Origin of the sequence: uncultured Methylobacterium sp. (genome assembly GCF_964244095.1) — a bacterium.
Taxonomy (GTDB): Bacteria; Pseudomonadota; Alphaproteobacteria; order Rhizobiales; family Beijerinckiaceae; genus Methylobacterium.
The window spans coordinates 42,421-61,283 of record NZ_CAXTHR010000007.1 but is presented as its reverse complement, the minus strand read 5'-3'; the positions used below and the strand labels follow the sequence as shown (position 1 = coordinate 61,283).

Below are 18,863 nucleotides of genomic sequence, written 5' to 3'. Positions count from 1 at the left end.
TGTTGCGGGCCCGCGGCTTCCGCCACCTCTCGGTGCGGCCGCGTCACCCGAACTGCGACGAGGCGGTCCAGGAGGATTTTAAAAAACCTTCGCCGAGCAAGTCGTACAGGTAATTCCCGAGACGGCCACAGGCGGACCGATCGAGATCTGGTTTCGCGTTCCGCGCCCTTCGGGTCAAGATGAAGCCCGGATCGGCCAGAAAGGCACGTTGGCCTACGTCTGGGCGCGCCGGGGAACACGCCCGCGCGCCGTGCAGGACACGCGCTATGCCTCGGCCTACCTGTTCGGCGCCGTCTGCCCGCAGCGCGGCGTCGGCGCGGGCCTGGTGATGCCGCGCGCCGACACCGAAGGCTTGAACGCGCATCTGGCCGAGATCGCCCGCACCGTGGCACCTGGGGCGCACGCCATCCTCGTCTTGGACGGCGCTGGCTGGCACAAGAGCAACGATCTCGTCATTCCCGACACCATCTCGCTCCTGATGCTGCCGCCTTACGCTCCTGAACTCAATCCCGTCGAAAACATCTGGCAATACGTGCGCGGCAACTAGTTCGCCCATCGACTCTACGACAGTTACGAAGTGATCGTCGAAGCCGGCTGCCAGGCGTGGAATTTCCTGATCGCCGCCCCCGCCACCATCACATCCATCCCCGCACGCGATTGGGCAAACGTGTCAGTGTAGCCCGCCGTTGGTATGACACCTTCCGTCTCCTTCGCTGGCCCGAGACGGATGGCGAACCCGTTTGCCCGAAGTGCGGCTGCCTCGACCACTACAACATCTCCACGCGCCGCCGCTTCAAGGGCGCCGGCTGCGGCTCGCATCGCGCAGCCGTACCGAGCGGCTGGTGCGATCGAGAAGCTGCACATCGAGGATGCGCTCCAGCACCTGGATCTGCCGCGAGAGCGGCGGCTGCGTCATGTTCAGCCGGGCGGCGGCGCGGCCGAAATGCCGCTCTTCCGCTACGGCGGCGAAGCACCGGAGCTAGCTAGAGCATTTTCCAGCGAGGTGGATACCGGCTCGCGTGAAGAAAATGCGACCACGCAGAGACTTAAAGCATTTTCCGTGATCCAGGGATCATGGAAAATGCTCTAAAATCGAACATGCACGCTCCCCGTGGCGAGGGCGCCTTGTTCAGCGCAGCTCCACCCGCCGGATCTCGCCGACGATGACGAGGTAGCAGAACACGGCCACCAGCGCGTTCAGCCCGACGAACACCAGCGCGCCGTTGAACGAGCCCGTCTGCTGAACGATGTAGCCGATCGCGATCGGCGTGGTGATGCCGGCCGTGTTGCCGAAGGTGTTGAACAGCCCGCCCGAGAGCCCGCCGCCCGGGCGCGGCAAGGTATCGGAGACCACCGCCCAGCCGAGCGCCCCGACGCCCTTGCCGAAGAAGGCCAGCGCCATCAGCCCGACCACGAGGGCGTCGGTCTGGACGTCGTTGCAGCCGACGATCACCATCGACAGCAGCATCCCGCCGACGATCGGGATCTTTCGCGATGCGGTCAGCGAAAACCCGCGCTTGAGCAGCAGGTCCGAGATCCAGCCGCCGAGGATACCGCCGACGAAGCCGCACAAAGCCGGCAGCACCGCGGCGAAGCCCGCCTGGAGGATCGAGAGCCCGCGCTCCTTCACGAGGTAAACCGGGAACCACGTCAGGAAGAAGTCGGTCAGCGTGGTGATGCAGTACTGGCCGATATAGATCCCGAGCAGCATGCGGTTCGAGAGCAGTTCCCGGATCGTGGGCCCGGCCGCGACCTGCGCCACGGTCGCGTCGCGCCCGTCCATGTCGAGGAGCGCGCCGCCGGCCTCGATGTAGGCGCGCTCGCCCTGGTTGACGCCCGGATGGTCCTTCGGGCCGTGGATCACCTGCGTCCAGACCAGGGCGAAGGTGATGCCCAACGCCCCCATCAGGGTGAAGACGTGGTGCCAACCGTAATGATGGACGACGAAGCCCATCAGCGGCGTGAACAACACGGTGGCGAAGTACTGCGACGAATTGAAGAAAGCCGAGGCCGTAGAGGGATCGCCGGGCTCAGCGATCCGCCTTTTCGCCGGCGGTCGTGCGTTCGATGTAGCGCAGCGTCGTCGGGCGGATCAGGGCGCGCACCGTCTCAGCCATGGCCTGCTCCTCACGGAGCGATTGCTGGAAGCCGCTGGCGTGGGCGCCCTGGCCCGCGGCCTCGCCGATCGCCAGAAGGGATTCATAGGCGGCGATCTCGAAGTTCTCGAAGGCATGGTTGGCATAGGCGTTCTTCAGGATCTCGTCCTGAGCCGGGGCGTGGCCCAGCGCCATCATGTTGCCGACGAACCCGAGGATACCCTCCTTCAAGGCCGAAGGGCTCTCGGCGAGGCCGTGCATGGCGTCCTCCAGGCGGGTACGCTGGCCATGCGTTTCCGCGATGTGCCGGCGGAGGGCCGCCTCCATCTCGGGATAGTGTTGCAGCCGCTCGACCTGCCGCTCCATGATCTGCAAAGCCTGCATCTCCACGGCGTGCGTGTTCTTGAGGGCGGTGACGTAGATGTCGCGTACGGCCGTGGCCATGTCGGATGCCTCCCACTGACGGGCTGGATGCAGCCCGTTCCTGAGAATAAGACGCATCGCAGGCCGGCCAAGTTTCAGGTTCGATGGCCGCAGGCTGCGATGGCGAGTCCGCGGCCCGGCTGAGCACGGGTGTCGCTGGGGCGGTGAGGGACTCGGACGGCCGACCCTTGCCGTATAAAAGGATGCCGTCCGTCGGGACATCAAGCGTCGGAACCGCACCCCGATCGGATCTTCGCCCTGAAACCGTCTCCTCGTCTACAGCATGGACGGACAGGCGCCGCCACCAGCCCGCACCCCGGGAACTCGGTCGTGCCTCTCAAAGGAAACGTGGTGTGTCGCGCCTCGGAGCGGCACCGGGGACGCGCTGAGGATCGGAGCCTGCCATGGATGCCCGACTGGCCGACAGCCTGAGACAGGCCGCCACGCTTGCGCGCCGCCGAGCCATGAACTTCGTCGGTCCGGCCGGCGGGGACGACCTCCCCTGGGCCGTCATCGCGGCCTTCGACGCCGATATCCGTGGCTCGGTCGAGCGCGACCGACGGATCGAGGACGAGCGCGATCGCGTGCTGATCGCGGCCGTGAAGCTGGCCGATGCCCGGCCGGAGGACGAGCGCGCGCAGACCGCCGCCCGCGATCATCTGGTCGCGGCGATCGACTATCTGGAGCAGGCGGTCCTGCGGTTCGGCATCGTCAACCGACACGGTGCGAAGCGCGGCTTCGGCGCCGTCGGCCAACCCGTCGGCGCGAAGGATTGAACGGCGGAGAAACCGCGCGGGGTCACGCGGGCTCGGCACGGCCACGCCGTCGCCGCAGCGCCCCGGATCACCCTGCTCGATACGACCCGATGCCCTGCGTGAACGCCGCCCGTCGCAACCTCCACGGCAGCCCACAGGTAGACCCGACGCCCGGCGCCGAAGCGGACGCCGTCCGCTGGCTCGAAGCGCAGGACGCTACGATGCTGGCCCGGCTCGCGGACCGCGCGGACATCGATTCCGGCTCCTGCGGCAAGCTCGGCGTCGATGCCTGGGGGCCCGGATCGCCGCGTTCCTTGCCAAGCCTGGCGTGTCCGTCGTCACGCTCCCGGTCGAAGGCTGAGCCGAAGGCACACCGCGTCGGGTGTATGGAATGCAAAGGTTGGCAGAAGCCCAATCCCGTCATGGCAAGACGTGGTGGGCGGTGACGGGCTCGAACCGCCGACCCTCTCCGTGTAAAGGAATGGCCCTGTCTGGCCGCGCTGTGCATCTCCCTGTGCGAGAAGCCTTTTCAGCCTATCCGGTGCCCGTTCGTTCCCCTGATTTCTGGGGAATAGCTGGGGGCGGTTCGCGCCTTGTTCACCGACGGCGGCCCGACACGCTCTCGACGACGCTGCGCAGGTGCTCCGGCGCGTGGTGCCCATAGACCTGCTCGACCACCTTCTCGGTCGTGCCGAGCGCCATGGCGACCTTGCTGAACGGCACGCCGTCCATGACGGCCCATGTCGCGAAGGTGTGGCGGAGGATGTGCGGCGTGACCTCCTCGCCGAGGCCGGCCGCCTTGCGCGCGGTCGTCCAGGCGCGGCGGAGGCGGTCGATCGGCATGCCTTCGAACTCGATGACGTGCGTGGTGCTCTGCCGGCTCCACCGGGTCATGTGCGCGCGCAGCCGCTTCGAGAGCGGCACCGGCGTCCGGCGCTTGGCGCTCTCGCCCTCCCCCTGGGCGCGTCGGTACATGATCCCGGATCGAAGATCGATGTAGCCGCCCTGCGTGGTCGAGAGCCACTTCAAGCGCAAGATCGCCTCGTGCCGCGTCCCCGTATAGAGCCCCGTCAGGACGAAGCGGGCGACGTGGCGGCTCTTGTCGAACTCGGCTCGGGGATTGCCGTCCGCTCCCATGACTCGCGGGCGGCGCCAGACCGGAGTGGCGGTCTGGTCGTCGGCCATATTGCGGAATCCGAGTGCGACCCAGATCAGCCGGGCGGCCTCCGACCGGGTCAACCAGCGATCCCGGCTCGGGGTCTTGTCCGGCATCGCCACCACCACCGGGTAGAGCAGCTTGTGCTCTCCATGCGCGTAGCCGAAGGACGCCGACAGGACGCCGAGCTCGCGGCGTGCCGTCTGCGACCCGACCCGCGGCACCTCGTCGATCGTCTTGCACCGGTAGCTCGGCCCGACCTTGAAGCGCGCCTGCGGCTGCGCGGTCCGCCATGTCGCGTACGCCCGACAGATCTGGGGCGTCGCGTGCGCCACCATCATCTTGTCGAAGAACTCAATCAGGTGCGGAAGCGCCCCCCAGACCACGTCCGGGCGCTGGGTCTGGTCTGCGCGCTGGTCGGCGTAGAGCGTCAGGACGTCTGTGATGAGGACGCGAGCAGGATCACCTTTGCCGAAGTCCGGCCGGTGCTTCTCGGCGAGGTATTCCTGCAACGCTCTTTCAGCCTCGCCACGCTCGCCAAAGCCGAAGCCCGTGCTGCGCTCGTAGCCGCCGGTGTCTCGGATGACCCAGCGGTCTTCCGCTTTGCGGTAGTAGAGGCGGCCGCCTTTGGCTGGACGTGGCATCGGTCGATCATCCGCCTGATGTCGGCGAGCGTGGTGAAGTGCTTGCCCGCGATCGCGAAGATTCGCAGGCGACCACGTGCGCCCTCGCGCCGCAAGGATTTTGCCGTCACGGTGCCGGCCGCGCCGAAATAGACGGCGGCCGCCACGGGTAGGGTCAGCGGCGTCTCGTCGGTGATCTCCGATGCGTCCGGGATGCGATGCGCCTTAGCCATGCCCGCCCCGCGCGTCGTCCGGGTGAGTGGCGGGATCGGCCTCATCGGAGAAGACCGACTCGTTCACGTCGCCCCAGATGTTCGCGTTGAACCAGTCGACGAACTTCGACATGAAGGCATCGTTTGCCCCGGTCGCGTCGTCGATCATGCGTTCGATGCCGGGGGCGCCCGGCGTCCAGTTCTCGCCGGTCTCCCGTCGAAACGCCGCCATAACTTCGCCGCTGCCGATCGCCCAGCGGAGGCAGCCAGCCCATGCGGGGCGCATCAGCGGGCACGAAGGCATCTGATGCTCAGCGATCGGCATTGCGGTCTCCCTCGCCCCGTGCATCCGGGGCATCGCGTGTCTGGAGGGCGAGAGCGGCACGGCCGGCAGGGGTGGCCTTCACGACCCATGCAAATGCCCCCTCGGCGATGGCGATTTCGACCAACCCAAGCGCCGCCAGCTTTTCGGCAGGCTTGTAGCCGCGCACGACCCGCTGAGACTTTTTGGCAGCAAGGCGTAGCATTTCCATCTGAGGTGCAGTCAGAGCCTTACCCGGCATTGCGATCTCCCGTGGTCGGGAGGGCGTTGATCTTGGCGCATACGGCGTGAAGAGCGATGATGGCGCCCTCGGCCTCCCGAGGGTCAACATCGGTGCCGCCCTCGGTATGTGGTCGCCATTCCGCAATGCTCTTCCTTACTGCCGCATAGGCTCGCTTACGCATCCGCTCCTCTGCCTCTCGCAGGCCCGCGTCGGTCGGCCTGAGCGCGGTGAGGATCAATCCTCTGCCATCCATCACGCACTGAGCAAATGCGCCGATCATTTCCTCGGTCGGTCCCGCGCGACAAGCCGCCCGAAGCAGCAGCGCGATATGCCTCTCGATCTCTTCGGCCAGCGCCCGGCGCTCCGCATCATCGGCCATGGGGTCGATCCTTCCTCGACAGCGTTAGCTTCGCTTCAAGAACCGCGGCGACGACAGCGAGGGGTCGGGTAAGACCTCGGCCATTAACCCCGAAATAGTTTGCGTCACCGACTAGGGCATCTGCCGGCCAATCCATCTCGGCCACATATCCGGGGCGGCCTTCTCCCTCGGGGTAGAAGTGGATGTCCCATCCTGGTAGCTCGCGCTCCATTAGTGCGACCGCGGCGTCGATACTACGGGTGAGGTGTTGAATGGAGCTGAGGAAATTCGTGCGCCAGTGGGGAGGCCAATATTTGTCGATAACCGCAAGCGGACCCTGCTGAGCAGCCAGATGTGCGATATCAGGGTGATCGTCTGTGTGATCGGCAAACGCCCACCATATCAGAGCATCCAATTCCCGATCCGGCCCCTCGGCCGCCCGCACCCGATCCAACAGTCCTTGCAGCACGTCACGATCCGGCATGATCGTCTCCGGTGTCAGGGGGGTTGGTGAGGGCGCTCGCGACGGCGCGCCCCACATGGGCGACTACTTCGGGGATCTGCGTCGCTGCGAGCTTGCAGGCGTCCCGGAGCGGATCGTCGGTAGGAACAGGACACCGCGACATGAGGCGCCACCACGTCTCGCTCTTGCGGTTGTGAGCGGCGTCCTGTTCGTTGTCTGGAAAGCTCTCGCGGTAGGCGTCCGCGAGGATGTGGCAGCCCAGCGCCGCTTTCAGGCGCGCGACCTCGGCCTCGAGACGATCGGCGCGAGCTTCGGTCGCTTCGCATTCGACCACCATGGCCTCGTATTCATCGTCGATTTCGCTCAAAGCGACGCGGCGGATGACCTTGTGGACTCGGGAAAGCTCTCCGCACGCCTCGCCGTACATGGCGGCCAGTGCGATCAGGTTGGCGTCTGCCTCCTCGGTGCGGGCGCGCTCTGTGGCGAGGGCGGCTTCGTGGTCGGCGAGGAAGGTGGCGAGTGGTCCGGCGATCTGCACATCGGCAACACGTCGCGCTTCGTTCGCGCGAGCCGCGAGAACGGCACGCTGCTGGTCCGTAGCTTCGATTGTCGCGCCGAAGATGACGGCGACACCCTCTAGGCCGAACTTTGCCTCTACGGCAGAACGGGCCAGCGCCTCCCGCAGCCTTTCGCGCGTCTCGGCGATCCGGCGGTCGTCTGATGGGGCGGTCATGCGTCAGATCCTTCAACCCACCACTCTCGCTTGCACCCGTCGCAGTAGTAGTGGGTGTCGTCGTGAGCGCCGTCGCTGCTTTCCCAATCGCGATAGTGCACGTCGTCGGACCCGCAGTGGCGGCAGGTGAACTCAGGCGCTTCGGGCTTGGTCGGTTTCCAGTCGGTCGCGTAACCCATCAGACGCTCCCCTCGCGATCCGCGGATGCGGCGGGGGATGGATTGCCCCATTTCGTCGGCCGGGCGACCACAACCGCCGGCAGCCCGTTCACCGCCAGCGAATGCGCCTGAAGGTCGAACCCCTTCGCCCGCGACAGCCTGAGACGCACGGCCTGGACCGCGGTGGGTTCGGGTGAGAGACGGGTCATCACGAGCACCCCGTCGTCTGGCCGCAGTCGTCGCAGACCGTGCACGACCCGTTGCGCTTCACGCGGAAGCCGCCGCACGTCGCGTTCTGACAGCACTCGCCGGTGTAGCCCTGCGCGCGGGCGGCGCCTGTCAGAGAGACGCGGTCGGTTGGCGACGGGGCGCGCGCCGCAGCGTTCGGGGCCGGCGTCAGCGCATCCACGCCGCGGTTGAGCACGATGTGCGCGATGGCGGCCCGCTGGCGCTCGGTGAACGCCGTATCCGGGATCACCGTGGCAGTGGTGCCTTCAAGAGCGACGATGGCGAAAGGGGATGTGAGGTCGGCCATCGTCACGCCGCCTCGCTGTTCGGGATGTCGCCGGAAAAGGTGTCGGCGTCGCGCGCGTCGGCGTCGTCGAGCAGCCGGTCGAGGTCGGCGCGGATCTCGCTAAGCGCATCGACCTGATGGGGCTTCAGGCGTTCGATCCACGTCGCATACGCATCGCGCCCGAGGCGTGCCTTGTCGCGGGCAACGTCGAACAGCGTGGGCTTCGGCGTCCCCGGCGGGGCAGTTGGCCCCTTCTCCGGCTCCGGACCGCGATCCGCCGGCAATGGCTTCACCGTGAACGGCTTGCGGCTGCCCTTCTTGTCCGTGAGTGCCCTCGTCACGGCGTTGGTGATGTCGGACATGTGGCTGATGCGGATACCGCCGACGTCCACGCCGCCGAACCGGACGCTGTCGTCCCGGTAGAGCGTCATCCGCCGACCGACGTAGGCATTCCCGTCGTTGCCCCAGACGTAGACCAGCATGCGCCGCATCGACAGGCCGGGCTTGTAGGGCTTGCCGTTGTCGCCTTCGTAGTGGATCGCGATGGGCTGCTCGGGGCCGTTCGTCTTCGCGACCCGCGAAACCTTGATGGTGCGCGGGCCGCCGATCAGGTCGTCGGCGTTGAGCTGGTCGCTCTTGGGCGCGATGGTCTGGGAAAGGTCCGTCACAGGATGATCTCCCGGTTGATGCGCTTGGTCGGGATGGCCTTCGACGTGGCCACGGCGTCGAAGTAGGCGGCCTTGGCCTTGGTCAGGCGATCCTCGAAGTCGCCCGCGGCTGACAGGATCGCGGCCTGCACCACGTCGTCCGGGTAGGTGCGGATCACCGCCATCGGCAGCCCGCCCGAATACGAGACGAGGTCGCACCACGCCCGCTCCGAGACGAGCAGTCCGGTCTGAATCTGGATCAGGAAGTCGGCCGGGATCGTGCCCGCGGCCACGTGGACGATGAACGTCTCGACCTGGAATTTCTGGCGCCGCGACTTGACCTCGACGAGGCCGTCGCTGCCGGCGAGGGCGTCCGGCGAGTAGCCGAGCGTGAAGCCCCACTTGTCGTTGGTGACGAACCCGACGGCCTCGGTCGGCGCGTAGTGCTTGGCGTACAGGATGAGGGCTTCGACCTCGTCCTCTTGCCCGCGCAGCATGTCGTCGCCGATGTAGCGCGGCTCGACGTAGCGGGTGACGCGCTGGGCAAGCAGCTCGTAGAGGTGCGCGCGCTCCCTCTCGTTCCGGGCCGCCTTCAAGGTCGGCGTGAGGATCAGCCCCATCTCGCTCGCGGTGAGCATCCCGCAACGCGCCGCGATCCACTCGTCGGTGCCCTGGTAGAGGTCCGTGTGGAGGCGGACCGAGGAGGGCGGCGCCGACGCGCGGCCCTCGGCGTGATCGATGATCTGCACGGCGGTCACTCCGCTGCGATGGGATGGGCGACGGAAGCCGACCCGCACGCCGCGTTGATGGCAGCCGCGATGGCGTCGGCGAGGGCGTGGTCGGTGGCGGCGGACCCGGTCGGGATCAGCACCGCGAACAGCCTGCCATCGGCATCGGCGAGTCCGCGCAGGACGCCCTCGCCCGAGCGGATCGGCGGGCGAATGCCGTGGGCAGAGAGCCCTTTACGGCAGAGAGCCGCCGCGTCCTGAAGGTGTCCGATGACGCTCCGCGGACGCCTCTCCCCGTAGAGATCGTCGGCCAAGGCGGCGCCGCGCCGATGCGCCTGCGCCATGACACTTCGATCCGTGACGGCCTCGATCTGCTGTCGCAGCGCCGCAATGAACGCACTTTCGGACCGGTCCTGTGGCGGGCCGATGCGCAGGTCGCCGAAATCGCCGCGGTCGAGGGCGTGGAGGAAATCCGCAATGGCGGACCGAGCCCCATCGTCACAGATCGGGACGGCGGCTAAGTGGCCGTAGGTGGCGCAGGTCGCGTTCATGCCGCCACCTGCGCGCGGTCGAGGCGGGACAGCGCCGCGTCGAGGAGGTTGGCAACGGCGCGGGCGGTGCGCGCCAGGGCCTCGATGTCGGCGGGATCGGCGGCGGCGAGCGTGGTGCGGATGGCAGCGTGCGAGAGCTCGGTCGCCGCGACGTAGGCCGAGCCGAGGTCGCGCTTGCACGCAGCGGCCGCACCGACGAACTGCCCGTAGGCGATGGAGCGCGCGACGTGATCGTCGGCGGTTGGGGTGGGATTGACGGACATCACGCGGCAGCCTTCTGCGGGAGGAGAGCGGGCTCGAACTCGGTCCAGACGTGCCCGTGGCTCTCGACGCGGACGGGGTGCAGGGCGATCGCCGGCACGTTGTCGATCGACCAGAAGGCGCGGTCCCGGGCGATCTCGAAGCGCACCGCATTCATGTCCTCGCGAACCCGGTCGAACCGGGTCAGCAGGCACCACGCGCGGGAAACGAAGCGGGTGTCGGCCTCGATGCGGCGGCGGATGGCGCGGTGGCCGCGGGCCCGGCCGAGGACGACGCGGAACTTGATCCTGCCGTCCCGGTACAGGTTCGGCAGTTCGCGGCGGAGCGGGTGGGCATCCATCGCCTCAGCCCTCCGCCGAGAGCGAGGGACCGGCACCACCCCAGAGGTTGTTGCCGATCGCCCAGCCGATGCAGCCGGCGAGGATGGGGCTGATCAGGGTGAGGATTTCGAGGGCGGCCATGTCAGGCGGCCTTCGCAGAAGCGAGCACGACAACCGAAGCGGCGTGCTGGGCGGATTGGCTGAAAGCAAACTCGCTAGCGTCACCGACGCTGCGAAAGTTCATGCCGATATTGCTGCCAGCGCGATTGCCGTCAGCATACTCACGGAACAGCGTGACGGAAAAGTTTCCGTTGCCCTGGCGAAGAATGCCGAGGACGGACTTGACCGGCGTCAGGCTGTTGCTGCGGCCGAGTAGGTTGTTGAGGAGATTGCTGGACATCAGGGCGTCTCCATCGCGGCCCGGTTGGGGGCGGCTTCGATGGAGAGAATATCCAAATTTCTTGGATGCGCAAGCGCGTTGTCCAATTATTTTGGATATGTTTGGTTGCGACGATATCAGGGGCCGAACTTTTTGACTCCGCGATCAGTTGAGAACATTATAGGAACATCGGCTAAACGGGGAAGGGCGAATGACAAAAATAGACCCAGCCCTGGAGCGCCAGTTGAAGCGGCAAGCTCTGCAACTGGCGGCGCAACTCCCCGACGACCCGGACCTTGCGGCGCAGGTGCTCGCCTATGCACACGAATTGATTGAGGACTTCGTGAGGGTTCGACCGAAAGCAAGGACGCGGCGCGGGCCGGTGACGGCTACAGGCGGTCCGCTCAGGCTTGTTTCATTCGGAGATGGAGACGCCTAGGAAGCGCGCTTTCGCCTTGACCCAAGCAGGGTCGGCTCCGCCGCAATCGCGGCCATGCGCTCGACGAGATAGAGCGGCATCATGGACACGGTGCCGTCGTAGATCCAATCTGTCGTGATGCCGAATTTTTGCTTCAAGCGCAGGGCGTCGTCCGGTTTCGGACGGCTCAATCCGGTCTCGTAGTTATTCCACTGCGAATGCGTGAAGCCATACAGCTCCGCAAAGGCGCGCTGGTTGTCCATCTCGTGAACGGCCAGCCGCAGCAAGCGAAGGCGCTCGCCACACTCGGGATAGGCGGGCTCTTTCGGATCGGCTGACATCGTAGCCAAATTTACCTGAATGCCCAGCTCGCTCCATCGAAGCCTTTTGGGCCTTGAACTATCCAAAAGTTTTGGATATGAGGGGTTCATGGACCTGCTTCAGACTACAGGCGAAGTGATCGACGCGCTCGGCGGGACGGCCGCGGTCGCCCGGAGGATGGGTCGAAGAATGACCGTCGTCTCGAATTGGCGGACAGGCGGCAACTTCCCGGCAAACACGTATCTGACGTTCACTGCGGCGCTGGCTGACATTGGCAAGGAAGCGCCGGCGCGTCTTTGGGGGATGGTCGGCGCCGAGGTGGCGGCATGATCCTCCCCGCTACCGACATCGAACGCGACAGCCACCGCCGGGATGGCGAGGGCCGCGTGATGGCGTTTGGCTCCACATGGTGGCGCGAGGGCCGCCGCATCCACGTCGCCAGTTCATTCGGTAACATCGCCCTCGTCCCCCTCTCCGTAGATCGAGCGATCGCAGTCGATCACATGCTCGCGGACGTTCTTCAGCGTATCGCCGAGCGTCGCGATCACGATGCTGATGATCTTCGCTATCTGATCCTCGGACAGGGCGTCAGGATTGCCGGCGGCCCACCACGTATCCGTCTCGAAGTCCAAGTTCTTCAGGCGATGAAGCGCGCGCTCGTGGAGGTTTCCGAGCTGCATCAGCGCGATGTCTTTGTCGGGGCTGATAAGGCGTTTCAGCGTGATCTCGGTCTCGAAGCGCAGCTTCTCGACCAAGGCGTCCGTGAACTGGTCAAGCTGCCGTCTGGGGTCGTCGTCGTTCATGGCGTCGTGCCCTTTCGTGAGCGTGCGGCTATCCTCGAACGCGCCGAACGCCGCCGTCGCGCGGTCGAAACGGCGCTTGGCGCCGCCGCCCAACCCGGCGAGGCCGCGTGATGCGCCGCCCCCGCGCATGGTTGGGCTCAGTTTGTCGGGCCTTCGGGCTTGGCCGGTCCTGTCGCCATCAGTTCCATGCTGTTGATGGTGTCGCGCAAGGATTGGAAGGCCAACGAGTTGCCGCGGAGATGGGCAACGACGACGCGCCGTTGCTTGACCCCGCCCTTTCCATCCTCGTCCTGCAACAGGACGGAGAGCGTCACGCGTCCAAACCCTGGCATCACGCCGAAGGTCGGTACTTCATCGAACACAAGGACGGGTGCATCAGCGGCTCTCTCAAGTTCGATCCACGGCAGTCGGGCGTCGTCCGGCTCAATCATTCACGAAGCTCCATCGGTGGTGTCGCAATCCCGATGGTAGACCGCACGGGCGGAGCGTCACAGACCCTCGATCGCTCCGCCCGTGCGTGTGTCCTTCGGGGGAAGTCCCGCATAACCCGCCGCCCCTCCCCCGCCTCGTCCTTCGCGCGCGGCCTCGTGCTGGCGGTGCCGCTCGCGCTGCTGCTGTGGCTCGCGCTGGCCCTGATCGTGGTCGGCGGCGGGATGATCGTGGCGGCGTTCTTGGACTTGCCGCCGATGCCGTGGGCGACGATCCGATGAGCGCCGCGCTACCCCTTTCCGAGATCGGCAGCACTCACGGCCTGGCCGGACGGCTGCCGAGGGACGCCCGGCCGTCGCCGCTCCCCTGCGTCGTGCCGGGCGTCCCGACCCGATCACCGCGTATCCCGGCCTCCGACCAGCGTCAGGAGGGTCAGCCGGCCCATCCGGTGGCGGCCCCCTCCGACCTGGGGCTCGCGATGCAGCCGTTCGACCTGACGCAGTGCGCCTACGCGCTCGAAACCCTGTTGCCGGGCCTTGGCGAGGAAGACGTTCGCCGGCAGCGGCTGGCGAACCTGCTCTCGCTGGCCGATCCCGGATCGACCGTCGCCGTCAGCACCGCCGTCGAAGCCTGTCGTCTGCATGTGGCGCTCCAGACCTTGGCCGCGCTCGGCGACTTCCTGGCGCGCGCGGCGATCTACCAAGGCGAGGTGCTGACCGTGCTCCAACATTTGGAGCGTGGCGATTCTGTTCGCATCGTGTTCACCGCGAATTCGAGCGACGCGGTTACTGAATTCGTGGGCGGCGGCGAAGTCGTCGCGCTGGCACGCATCGCGAGGTCTGCCTGAGATGGCCTGCTCCCTCGCGCTCCTCTTCGGCGCCTTGTCGGGGCTCGGCCTTGCGCATGCCGGGCTGTCCGGCTCGGCGCGCGCCCTTGCGATCGGCCTCGCCGACGCGGTGCTCGCCGTCGGCTTCGCGGCAAGCGGGGCACTCCCATGGTGAGCCTCGCCCTTTCCCATCGTGCCGGACTGAGCCGGCCGATCGCGCGCCCGACCTTCCTGACCTGTCGGCGGGCGCGCGCCTCCCTTCTGGACCTTCCCGCCGGGCATCCGGATCAGGCGCGCCAACGCCTGCCGGCCCCGTCGGGTCGTGTCTTCGTCTCGCGCGATCGCCTGAGCTTCCCGGCCATCGATCGCGCCCGTGTCGTCACCGCGTGTCTCTTCCCTCTCCTGCATGCCGCGGCCTCCGTTGCTGTGATCTCCACAGACCACAGAGGATTTCGCGGATGCGCGAAAATATCAGGGCGGCCGAGCCCATGATGACGGCAGACCAGGCCCGCGAGGAAGTTCGCTCGCCGCTCGACTTGCTGGTCGAGCACCATGTCGCGCGCGGCGCGCCGCGGATGCGCGCCTACGGCCGCGTCGGCTCGCTGATTGGCCGCTCGCCGGCCTGGGTCCAGCGCGTCCTCGGGCGCCGGCCGGACGCGGCGATCGGGCTGCACGACGCCCTCAACATCAAGGCCGCCTACGCGCGGCTCTGCACCAGCATCGAGGCCGCCGCGGACACGACGGCGACCCGCAACAGCCTGCTCCGGGAGGAGATCCATGCGGCTCTTCAAGTCGATTTGGCGGCTCGTCCTCGAACGCCGGGAGGGGCGCCGGCTGCGGGCGCAGCTTCGCGCCGTGCAGGACGGCCGGCCCCATCCGCACTGGTCCGTCCGGATGCTGCGGCGCGTGTGCCGCCATCGGTCGCGGCGGACGTGAACGACCTGCCGCTGTGGCGGGCGCTGAACGAGGGAGAGTGACGACGATGTACGGGGAAGATCAGTTGAAGGCCCATGCGTCGAGGGCCTATGCCTCATCGGCGCAGGCCATTGGGCCGCGAGAGGCGAACTCGGTCGCTGATGCGATCATCGCGGTCGCCGGCGCCCGCACCAGCCTCGCGGGTCTCGCCGAGATGGCCGAGGGGCTCCTGGCGAAGGTCGCTGGCCCGATACCGCCTCGCAACGCTCCCTCGACGGGTGAGGGCTCCTTGGGCGGCCCGCGCGGTGTGGTCGATCAACTCCACTACGAGATCCGCGGCATGACCGATCTGCTGACGCGGGTCGAGTTCGCGCTTCGAGACATCGACGCCCGCATCGGCTGACGCGCCACCTCCGGGCGGCGCGCGGCGTCGCCCGGCTCACCCTCCAGGAGCCGCCATGTCCAACGATCAGCACCAGGGCCTCCCCGTCGCCGGGTACGTGCCGCAGAGCGCCGACAAGGTGGCGCTCGTGAACCAGAACAAGGTCATCGAGGAATACGTGCTGCGCCAGCTCGACAAGCTGGCGGCCCTGCCGGCCGGCACGGTCGATCCACGCTGGTTCGCCACCGCTCGCACGGACATCGAGAAGGGCTTTATGGCCCTCAACCGATCGGTCTTCCAGCCGACTCGTGTGACCCTTCCCGAAGACGCGGCGGCCTGACCGATGACCGCGTTCGCCCCAAACTACGAGACCCGGAAGCGCGTCGAGGCGCACCCGATCGCGTCCGTCGGCGCGAAGGCGGTGCTGGTCGAGTTGCCGAACGGCGACACGCGGTCGGTCGCTGTGCCGCCGGGCTTCTCGGCGCGCCCGCCCGCCGTCGGCGACATGCTCGTCCGCTACGCCGACGGGTACCTCTCGCACTGCCCGGCCGACGTGTTCCTGCGGGACGCGACGGCGATCGCGCCCGAGCGCGTGGCCGTGGTCGAGGAGCCGCGCGTGCCGCGGTTCCCGCTCGGCGGCCGGCCGCATCCCTGATCTCGAAACGAGAACCGCCCGGCCTGCGGGGAAGCAGGGAGCCGGGCGGGGCTTAGATTTTGGTCTCTTCTGGAGCGAGCAATGGAAGCCACAGACCTTTTCCGTAATCAAGAGGCTTTACCCCTCGAATCCGCTGTAGAAGCGCCTGTCTTCGCGGTTTGGAGCGGGCCGCGTCGCGTTATCCTCGGCGTCGATCCCGGCGCGTCCGGTGCGATCGCTTTCTTCCGGCCCGACGTGCCGGCGGAGATCGAGGTCTATGACGTTCCGATCGCCGACAAGCAGATCGACGCTGCGGCGCTCGCGCGGCTCGTGAGGCTTTCGGGCGCAACCGAGGCGATCGTCGAACGCGTCTCGGCGATGCCGAAGCAGGGCGTGTCCTCGACGTTCAAGTTCGGGATGGCCTACGGCGCCGTGCTCGCCGCCGTCGGCGTCCTGGGCCTGCCCCTGCGCCAGGAGACCCCCGGCCGGTGGAAGGGGCACTTCCGGCTCGACTCCGACAAGGAGAAGGCGCGCGGCCTCGCGATCCGGACATGGCCGACCTCGCCGAATTTCGGCCGGAAGAAAGATCACGGCCGGGCCGAAGCCGCCCTGCTCGCGCGGTTCGCCGCCGAGGTGGTCCGATGATCGGATTCGCCTCGATCCGCATGGGCGTTACACGGGAGCGCGTCGCGTTCTGGCTGGCCGCTGGCTCCGGCTTGGTGCTCGCCGATGGCACCTATCGCCTGGACAAGCCGTCGGGCTTCGGCAGCCGCCCGGGTCCGGCGCCCGCCCCCGTACCGGAGAAGCTCGCTCGCGAGGCGATCGCCGCCGGCGCGCCGCTGCGCGTGGTTGGCGACCTGTTCGGGAGGTCGGCATGAGCCTCGGGCGCTACCACGATCTCATCGCGGCCAAGCGTGTGGCCTTCGAGCCTCGTGGGTTCACCGACGTCGGCGACGGCGACCTGATCGACTCACTCTTCGACCACCAAAAGCACGGCGTGTCGTTCGCGCTGCGCGCCGGGTGCGCTGCTGCGTTCTACGACACAGGACTCGGCAAGACTGCGCTGGCACTGGCGTGGGGCGATGCGATCGTTCGCCGGACCAACCGGCCCGTGCTGATGCTGGCGCCGCTCGCGGTCGCGCAGCAGCACGTCGGCGAGGCCCATCGCCTCGGCGTCGACGCCGCCCTCTCGCGCTTCGGCATCGCACCGGACCGGCCCCGGATCGCGATCACGAACTACGAACGTCTCGAGCGATTCGATCCCGGCGACTATGCCGGCGTAATCCTCGACGAAAGCTCCATCCTGAAAAGCTTCACGGGCGCCACGAAGCGCAAGCTGGTGGAGGCATTCTCGCAGACGCCCTACCGCCTGCCGTGCTCGGCGACCCCTGCACCGAACGATCACACCGAGCTCGGACAGCACGCCGAGTTCCTCGGCGTCATGCGGCCGCCCGAGATGCTGTCGCGGTGGTTCATCGCCGACCAGGTCAACGCCGGGCGCTACCGGCTCAAGAAGCCGGCCGTCCGATCCTTCTGGGACTGGACGGCCTCGTGGGCGCGTTGCGTCGCGAGGCCGTCGGACCTCGGGTTCTCCGATGTCGGCTTCGAAATGCCGGAGCTTCAGATCCGTCGCCACATCGTCCAGGCCGATCGGGGCATCGACGCGGGCCACGAGCGCGACGGCCAAGCCCGGCTCTTCCGGATCCCGAACACCTCGGCGACTTCGGTGCATCGCGAAAAGCGCCTCACGAAAGACGATCGGGCTGCCCGCGTCGCGGAGATCGTCCGCGCGGAGCCGGGCGAGGCGTGGATCGTCTGGGTCGAGACCGACTACGACGCCGACGCCGTGCGCGAGGTCCTGCCCGAGGCGATCGAGGTCCGCGGGTCGCTGTCGATCGACGTGAAGGAGGAGCGGCTTGCCGCGTTCTCCTCGGGCGGCACCCGCATCCTGATCACCAAACCCTCAATCGCAGGCTACGGCCTGAACTGGCAGCACTGCGCCCGTATGGCCTTCATGGGCCTCTCGTTCTCCTACGAGAGCTTCTACCAGGCGGTGCGCCGGTGCTGGCGCTTCCGGCAACTCCGCGACGTGCACGCTCACGTCATCTGCGCCGACACGGAAGCCGCGATCTGGGACGTCGTCGCCCGCAAATCCGGCGACCACGCGGCGATGAAGGTCGAGATGTCCGCCGCCATGGCACGCGCGGCCCAGGCCCATCGTGTCCTCGAATCCTATCGTCCTGATCAGGGAGCCCGCCTGCCGGCGTGGATGCTGCCATGAACGTGTTTGCCTCTCATCACGGCCGGCGGTTCGCCGCCTACCACGTCGATACCGTCGAATTCACGGCGGACATGCCGGACGATTGCATCGATCTGTCTGTGTATTCGCCGCCATTTTCGAAGCTATATATCTACAACAACAGCGAGCGCGACATGGGCAATGTCGCCTCGAACGATGAATTCCAGGCGAACTACAGAGAACTCGTGCGCGAGCTTTTCCGGGTGACGAAACCGGGTCGGAACACGGCGATTCACGTCAAGGATCTGGTCTACTACTCGAATTCCTCCGAGCGCGGCGATCGCGGCCTCTACGACTTTACCGGCGACTGCATCCGCACCCACGTCGCGGAGGGATGGAGCTTCCACCGCCGCATCACGATCGACCGTTGCCCGGTCCGCGAGATGCAGAAAACCAAATCCGACCGGCTGCTCTACAAGAACTTCCGCACCGACGCGGCACGGACCGGCGGCGGGATGCCGGAGTACATCCTCGTCTTCCGGAAGTGGGCACCGGGCATGGAAGCCGTGCCGCCGGTGCTGCACGATCCGGCGCTGCACCCGCTCGAATCGTGGCAGGACCTCGCCCAGCCGATCTGGATGACAGACGGAGTCTGGCGCGACACCGACGAGACCGATGTCCTCAACGTGCGTGTTGCACGCGACGAGGAGGCGGAGAAGCATCTCTGCCCGATGCCGCTCGACCTGACGGAGCGCCTGGTCCGGCAGTATTCGAATCCCGATGAGACGGTCTATTCGCCCTTCATGGGGATCGGCTCGGAGGGTTACGCCGGCCTGCGCCACGGCCGGCGCTTTATCGGGACCGAGTTGAAGGAGAGCTACTTCCGGCAGGCCGTGAAATACCTTGGCGAGGCGGAGCGGTTGGGCGCCGATGGCGATATGCTCGCTGCGCTCCAGGCAGCGGAATAGGCCGCC

The 18,863-nt window shown here is 67.2% G+C and carries 31 protein-coding genes and 3 pseudogenes; 15 read left to right on the top strand and 19 right to left on the bottom strand.

The window, feature by feature from the left end; all coding sequences use genetic code 11:
• The first annotated feature begins 112 nt into the window (after positions 1-112).
• Together ACFE86_RS02590 and ACFE86_RS02585 are read left to right on the top strand one after the other, a co-directional pair.
• Positions 113-547, top strand: coding sequence for an IS630 family transposase (locus ACFE86_RS02590; RefSeq protein WP_375453773.1), 435 nt, complete (start codon positions 113-115; stop codon positions 545-547).
• A gap of 143 nt (positions 548-690) precedes the next feature.
• Positions 691-810, top strand: a pseudogene (locus ACFE86_RS02585) (transposase); the annotation flags it as partial.
• Here ACFE86_RS02585 and ACFE86_RS02580 read toward each other — a convergent pair.
• The 3 genes and pseudogenes from ACFE86_RS02580 to ACFE86_RS02570 all read right to left on the bottom strand — a co-directional run.
• Positions 797-979: pseudogene (locus ACFE86_RS02580) on the bottom strand (LysR family transcriptional regulator); the annotation flags it as partial. The pseudogenes ACFE86_RS02585 and ACFE86_RS02580 sit on opposite strands and share 14 nt — an antisense overlap.
• A 150-nt stretch (positions 980-1,129) precedes the next feature.
• A pseudogene (locus tag ACFE86_RS02575) lies at positions 1,130-2,053 on the bottom strand (MFS transporter); the annotation flags it as partial.
• Complete coding sequence (locus ACFE86_RS02570) at positions 2,031-2,540, bottom strand: ferritin-like domain-containing protein (protein ID WP_375453772.1); 510 nt, start codon at positions 2,538-2,540, stop codon at positions 2,031-2,033. The pseudogene ACFE86_RS02575 and the gene ACFE86_RS02570, both read right to left, overlap by 23 nt.
• A gap of 383 nt (positions 2,541-2,923) precedes the next feature.
• Between ACFE86_RS02570 and ACFE86_RS02565 the strand changes: the two genes are divergently transcribed.
• Positions 2,924-3,295, top strand: coding sequence for a hypothetical protein (locus ACFE86_RS02565; RefSeq protein ID WP_375453769.1), 372 nt, complete (start codon positions 2,924-2,926; stop codon positions 3,293-3,295).
• A 576-nt stretch (positions 3,296-3,871) separates the two neighbouring features.
• Here ACFE86_RS02565 and ACFE86_RS02560 read toward each other — a convergent pair.
• From ACFE86_RS02560 to ACFE86_RS02490, 15 genes are all read right to left on the bottom strand, one after another.
• Positions 3,872-5,074, bottom strand: coding sequence for a site-specific integrase (locus ACFE86_RS02560; RefSeq protein WP_375453768.1), 1,203 nt, complete (start codon positions 5,072-5,074; stop codon positions 3,872-3,874).
• Positions 5,075-5,278: 204 nt separating this feature from the next.
• Positions 5,279-5,590: a hypothetical protein gene (locus tag ACFE86_RS02555; RefSeq protein ID WP_375453767.1), complete on the bottom strand. Its 312-nt coding sequence runs from the start codon at positions 5,588-5,590 to the stop codon at positions 5,279-5,281.
• Positions 5,577-5,798 carry a hypothetical protein gene (locus ACFE86_RS02550; RefSeq protein WP_375453766.1) on the bottom strand — a complete coding sequence of 74 codons (222 nt, stop codon included), beginning with the start codon at positions 5,796-5,798 and terminating at the stop codon, positions 5,577-5,579. Before ACFE86_RS02550 ends, ACFE86_RS02555 begins: the two co-directional genes overlap by 14 nt.
• 19 nt (positions 5,799-5,817) lie before the next feature.
• Positions 5,818-6,189, bottom strand: coding sequence for a hypothetical protein (locus ACFE86_RS02545; protein WP_375453765.1), 372 nt, complete (start codon positions 6,187-6,189; stop codon positions 5,818-5,820).
• The gene (locus tag ACFE86_RS02540; protein WP_375453764.1) at positions 6,179-6,652 is read right to left on the bottom strand and encodes a hypothetical protein; all 474 of its coding nucleotides are present in this window, start codon (positions 6,650-6,652) and stop codon (positions 6,179-6,181) included. The genes ACFE86_RS02545 and ACFE86_RS02540 overlap by 11 nt, the downstream gene beginning before the upstream one ends.
• A complete protein-coding gene (locus ACFE86_RS02535; RefSeq protein WP_375453763.1) occupies positions 6,639-7,364 on the bottom strand; it encodes a hypothetical protein in 726 nt (241 codons plus the stop codon). Before ACFE86_RS02535 ends, ACFE86_RS02540 begins: the two co-directional genes overlap by 14 nt.
• Before the next feature lie 178 nt (positions 7,365-7,542).
• Positions 7,543-7,731: a hypothetical protein gene (locus tag ACFE86_RS02530; RefSeq protein WP_375453762.1), complete on the bottom strand. Its 189-nt coding sequence runs from the start codon at positions 7,729-7,731 to the stop codon at positions 7,543-7,545.
• A complete protein-coding gene (locus ACFE86_RS02525; protein WP_375453761.1) occupies positions 7,731-8,063 on the bottom strand; it encodes a hypothetical protein in 333 nt (110 codons plus the stop codon). The genes ACFE86_RS02530 and ACFE86_RS02525 overlap by 1 nt, the downstream gene beginning before the upstream one ends.
• Positions 8,060-8,704 carry a hypothetical protein gene (locus ACFE86_RS02520; protein ID WP_375453760.1) on the bottom strand — a complete coding sequence of 215 codons (645 nt, stop codon included), beginning with the start codon at positions 8,702-8,704 and terminating at the stop codon, positions 8,060-8,062. The genes ACFE86_RS02525 and ACFE86_RS02520 overlap by 4 nt, the downstream gene beginning before the upstream one ends.
• Positions 8,701-9,432, bottom strand: coding sequence for a YqaJ viral recombinase family protein (locus ACFE86_RS02515; protein WP_375453759.1), 732 nt, complete (start codon positions 9,430-9,432; stop codon positions 8,701-8,703). The genes ACFE86_RS02520 and ACFE86_RS02515 overlap by 4 nt, the downstream gene beginning before the upstream one ends.
• A 5-nt stretch (positions 9,433-9,437) precedes the next feature.
• The gene (locus ACFE86_RS02510) at positions 9,438-9,962 is read right to left on the bottom strand and encodes a hypothetical protein (RefSeq protein ID WP_375453758.1); all 525 of its coding nucleotides are present in this window, start codon (positions 9,960-9,962) and stop codon (positions 9,438-9,440) included.
• Positions 9,959-10,225, bottom strand: a complete 267-nt coding sequence (locus ACFE86_RS02505) for a hypothetical protein (RefSeq protein WP_375453757.1) — start codon at positions 10,223-10,225, stop codon at positions 9,959-9,961. Before ACFE86_RS02505 ends, ACFE86_RS02510 begins: the two co-directional genes overlap by 4 nt.
• Entirely contained in the window at positions 10,225-10,563 is a 339-nt protein-coding gene (locus tag ACFE86_RS02500) for a hypothetical protein (protein WP_375453756.1), read from the bottom strand. The genes ACFE86_RS02505 and ACFE86_RS02500 overlap by 1 nt, the downstream gene beginning before the upstream one ends.
• Positions 10,564-10,685: 122 nt before the next feature.
• Positions 10,686-10,943 carry a hypothetical protein gene (locus ACFE86_RS02495; RefSeq protein ID WP_375453755.1) on the bottom strand — a complete coding sequence of 86 codons (258 nt, stop codon included), beginning with the start codon at positions 10,941-10,943 and terminating at the stop codon, positions 10,686-10,688.
• A 414-nt stretch (positions 10,944-11,357) separates the two neighbouring features.
• Positions 11,358-11,681 carry a helix-turn-helix transcriptional regulator gene (locus ACFE86_RS02490; protein WP_375453754.1) on the bottom strand — a complete coding sequence of 108 codons (324 nt, stop codon included), beginning with the start codon at positions 11,679-11,681 and terminating at the stop codon, positions 11,358-11,360.
• 88 nt (positions 11,682-11,769) lie between these two features.
• Between ACFE86_RS02490 and ACFE86_RS02485 the strand changes: the two genes are divergently transcribed.
• On the top strand, positions 11,770-11,991 hold the full coding sequence (locus ACFE86_RS02485) for a hypothetical protein (RefSeq protein ID WP_375453753.1): 222 nt from the start codon (positions 11,770-11,772) through the stop codon (positions 11,989-11,991).
• Between the two features lie 113 nt (positions 11,992-12,104).
• Here the strand turns inward: ACFE86_RS02485 and ACFE86_RS02480 are convergent, their stop codons facing one another.
• A complete protein-coding gene (locus ACFE86_RS02480; RefSeq protein WP_375453752.1) occupies positions 12,105-12,593 on the bottom strand; it encodes a hypothetical protein in 489 nt (162 codons plus the stop codon).
• Between the two features lie 110 nt (positions 12,594-12,703).
• On the opposite strand from ACFE86_RS02480, the gene ACFE86_RS02475 reads away from it, so the two are divergent.
• From ACFE86_RS02475 to ACFE86_RS02425, 11 genes are all read left to right on the top strand, one after another.
• Positions 12,704-13,174 (top strand): hypothetical protein, encoded by a 471-nt coding sequence (locus ACFE86_RS02475; protein ID WP_375453751.1) that lies wholly within the window; start codon positions 12,704-12,706, stop codon positions 13,172-13,174.
• Positions 13,156-13,740: a hypothetical protein gene (locus ACFE86_RS02470; protein WP_375453750.1), complete on the top strand. Its 585-nt coding sequence runs from the start codon at positions 13,156-13,158 to the stop codon at positions 13,738-13,740. Before ACFE86_RS02475 ends, ACFE86_RS02470 begins: the two co-directional genes overlap by 19 nt.
• 1 nt (position 13,741) lies before the next feature.
• On the top strand, positions 13,742-13,894 hold the full coding sequence (locus ACFE86_RS02465) for a hypothetical protein (RefSeq protein WP_375453749.1): 153 nt from the start codon (positions 13,742-13,744) through the stop codon (positions 13,892-13,894).
• A 316-nt stretch (positions 13,895-14,210) separates the two neighbouring features.
• Complete coding sequence (locus ACFE86_RS02460) at positions 14,211-14,696, top strand: hypothetical protein (RefSeq protein ID WP_375453748.1); 486 nt, start codon at positions 14,211-14,213, stop codon at positions 14,694-14,696.
• Positions 14,693-15,037: a hypothetical protein gene (locus ACFE86_RS02455; protein WP_375453747.1), complete on the top strand. Its 345-nt coding sequence runs from the start codon at positions 14,693-14,695 to the stop codon at positions 15,035-15,037. Before ACFE86_RS02460 ends, ACFE86_RS02455 begins: the two co-directional genes overlap by 4 nt.
• 55 nt (positions 15,038-15,092) lie before the next feature.
• Positions 15,093-15,356 carry a hypothetical protein gene (locus ACFE86_RS02450; protein ID WP_375453746.1) on the top strand — a complete coding sequence of 88 codons (264 nt, stop codon included), beginning with the start codon at positions 15,093-15,095 and terminating at the stop codon, positions 15,354-15,356.
• 3 nt (positions 15,357-15,359) lie between these two features.
• Positions 15,360-15,671 (top strand): hypothetical protein, encoded by a 312-nt coding sequence (locus ACFE86_RS02445; RefSeq protein ID WP_375453745.1) that lies wholly within the window; start codon positions 15,360-15,362, stop codon positions 15,669-15,671.
• 234 nt (positions 15,672-15,905) lie between these two features.
• Positions 15,906-16,295 carry a hypothetical protein gene (locus ACFE86_RS02440; protein ID WP_375453744.1) on the top strand — a complete coding sequence of 130 codons (390 nt, stop codon included), beginning with the start codon at positions 15,906-15,908 and terminating at the stop codon, positions 16,293-16,295.
• Entirely contained in the window at positions 16,292-16,528 is a 237-nt protein-coding gene (locus tag ACFE86_RS02435; RefSeq protein WP_375453743.1) for a hypothetical protein, read from the top strand. The genes ACFE86_RS02440 and ACFE86_RS02435 overlap by 4 nt, the downstream gene beginning before the upstream one ends.
• On the top strand, positions 16,525-17,931 hold the full coding sequence (locus tag ACFE86_RS02430) for a helicase-related protein (RefSeq protein WP_375453742.1): 1,407 nt from the start codon (positions 16,525-16,527) through the stop codon (positions 17,929-17,931). The genes ACFE86_RS02435 and ACFE86_RS02430 overlap by 4 nt, the downstream gene beginning before the upstream one ends.
• Positions 17,928-18,857, top strand: coding sequence for a DNA-methyltransferase (locus tag ACFE86_RS02425; protein WP_375453741.1), 930 nt, complete (start codon positions 17,928-17,930; stop codon positions 18,855-18,857). The genes ACFE86_RS02430 and ACFE86_RS02425 overlap by 4 nt, the downstream gene beginning before the upstream one ends.
• Positions 18,858-18,863: the final 6 nt, after the last annotated feature.

What these genes read in the sequence shown, in the direction of transcription:
- ACFE86_RS02480 (WP_375453752.1), bottom strand. Translation starts at nt 12,593, where the DNA reads ATGCGCGGGGGCGGCGCATCACGCGGCCTCGCCGGGTTGGGCGGCGGC.
- ACFE86_RS02555 (WP_375453767.1), bottom strand. Translation starts at nt 5,590, where the DNA reads ATGCCGATCGCTGAGCATCAGATGCCTTCGTGCCCGCTGATGCGCCCC.
- ACFE86_RS02490 (WP_375453754.1), bottom strand. Translation starts at nt 11,681, where the DNA reads ATGTCAGCCGATCCGAAAGAGCCCGCCTATCCCGAGTGTGGCGAGCGC.
- ACFE86_RS02530 (WP_375453762.1), bottom strand. Translation starts at nt 7,731, where the DNA reads ATGACCCGTCTCTCACCCGAACCCACCGCGGTCCAGGCCGTGCGTCTC.
- ACFE86_RS02475 (WP_375453751.1), top strand. Translation starts at nt 12,704, where the DNA reads ATGGGCAACGACGACGCGCCGTTGCTTGACCCCGCCCTTTCCATCCTC.
- ACFE86_RS02485 (WP_375453753.1), top strand. Translation starts at nt 11,770, where the DNA reads ATGGACCTGCTTCAGACTACAGGCGAAGTGATCGACGCGCTCGGCGGG.
- ACFE86_RS02570 (WP_375453772.1), bottom strand. Translation starts at nt 2,540, where the DNA reads ATGGCCACGGCCGTACGCGACATCTACGTCACCGCCCTCAAGAACACG.
- ACFE86_RS02565 (WP_375453769.1), top strand. Translation starts at nt 2,924, where the DNA reads ATGGATGCCCGACTGGCCGACAGCCTGAGACAGGCCGCCACGCTTGCG.
- ACFE86_RS02460 (WP_375453748.1), top strand. Translation starts at nt 14,211, where the DNA reads ATGACGGCAGACCAGGCCCGCGAGGAAGTTCGCTCGCCGCTCGACTTG.
- ACFE86_RS02500 (WP_375453756.1), bottom strand. Translation starts at nt 10,563, where the DNA reads ATGGATGCCCACCCGCTCCGCCGCGAACTGCCGAACCTGTACCGGGAC.
- ACFE86_RS02550 (WP_375453766.1), bottom strand. Translation starts at nt 5,798, where the DNA reads ATGGAAATGCTACGCCTTGCTGCCAAAAAGTCTCAGCGGGTCGTGCGC.
- ACFE86_RS02560 (WP_375453768.1), bottom strand. Translation starts at nt 5,074, where the DNA reads ATGCCACGTCCAGCCAAAGGCGGCCGCCTCTACTACCGCAAAGCGGAA.
- ACFE86_RS02510 (WP_375453758.1), bottom strand. Translation starts at nt 9,962, where the DNA reads ATGAACGCGACCTGCGCCACCTACGGCCACTTAGCCGCCGTCCCGATC.
- ACFE86_RS02430 (WP_375453742.1), top strand. Translation starts at nt 16,525, where the DNA reads ATGAGCCTCGGGCGCTACCACGATCTCATCGCGGCCAAGCGTGTGGCC.
- ACFE86_RS02450 (WP_375453746.1), top strand. Translation starts at nt 15,093, where the DNA reads ATGTCCAACGATCAGCACCAGGGCCTCCCCGTCGCCGGGTACGTGCCG.
- ACFE86_RS02540 (WP_375453764.1), bottom strand. Translation starts at nt 6,652, where the DNA reads ATGCCGGATCGTGACGTGCTGCAAGGACTGTTGGATCGGGTGCGGGCG.
- ACFE86_RS02495 (WP_375453755.1), bottom strand. Translation starts at nt 10,943, where the DNA reads ATGTCCAGCAATCTCCTCAACAACCTACTCGGCCGCAGCAACAGCCTG.
- ACFE86_RS02435 (WP_375453743.1), top strand. Translation starts at nt 16,292, where the DNA reads ATGATCGGATTCGCCTCGATCCGCATGGGCGTTACACGGGAGCGCGTC.
- ACFE86_RS02505 (WP_375453757.1), bottom strand. Translation starts at nt 10,225, where the DNA reads ATGTCCGTCAATCCCACCCCAACCGCCGACGATCACGTCGCGCGCTCC.
- ACFE86_RS02535 (WP_375453763.1), bottom strand. Translation starts at nt 7,364, where the DNA reads ATGACCGCCCCATCAGACGACCGCCGGATCGCCGAGACGCGCGAAAGG.
- ACFE86_RS02445 (WP_375453745.1), top strand. Translation starts at nt 15,360, where the DNA reads ATGACCGCGTTCGCCCCAAACTACGAGACCCGGAAGCGCGTCGAGGCG.
- ACFE86_RS02545 (WP_375453765.1), bottom strand. Translation starts at nt 6,189, where the DNA reads ATGGCCGATGATGCGGAGCGCCGGGCGCTGGCCGAAGAGATCGAGAGG.
- ACFE86_RS02425 (WP_375453741.1), top strand. Translation starts at nt 17,928, where the DNA reads ATGAACGTGTTTGCCTCTCATCACGGCCGGCGGTTCGCCGCCTACCAC.
- ACFE86_RS02465 (WP_375453749.1), top strand. Translation starts at nt 13,742, where the DNA reads ATGGCCTGCTCCCTCGCGCTCCTCTTCGGCGCCTTGTCGGGGCTCGGC.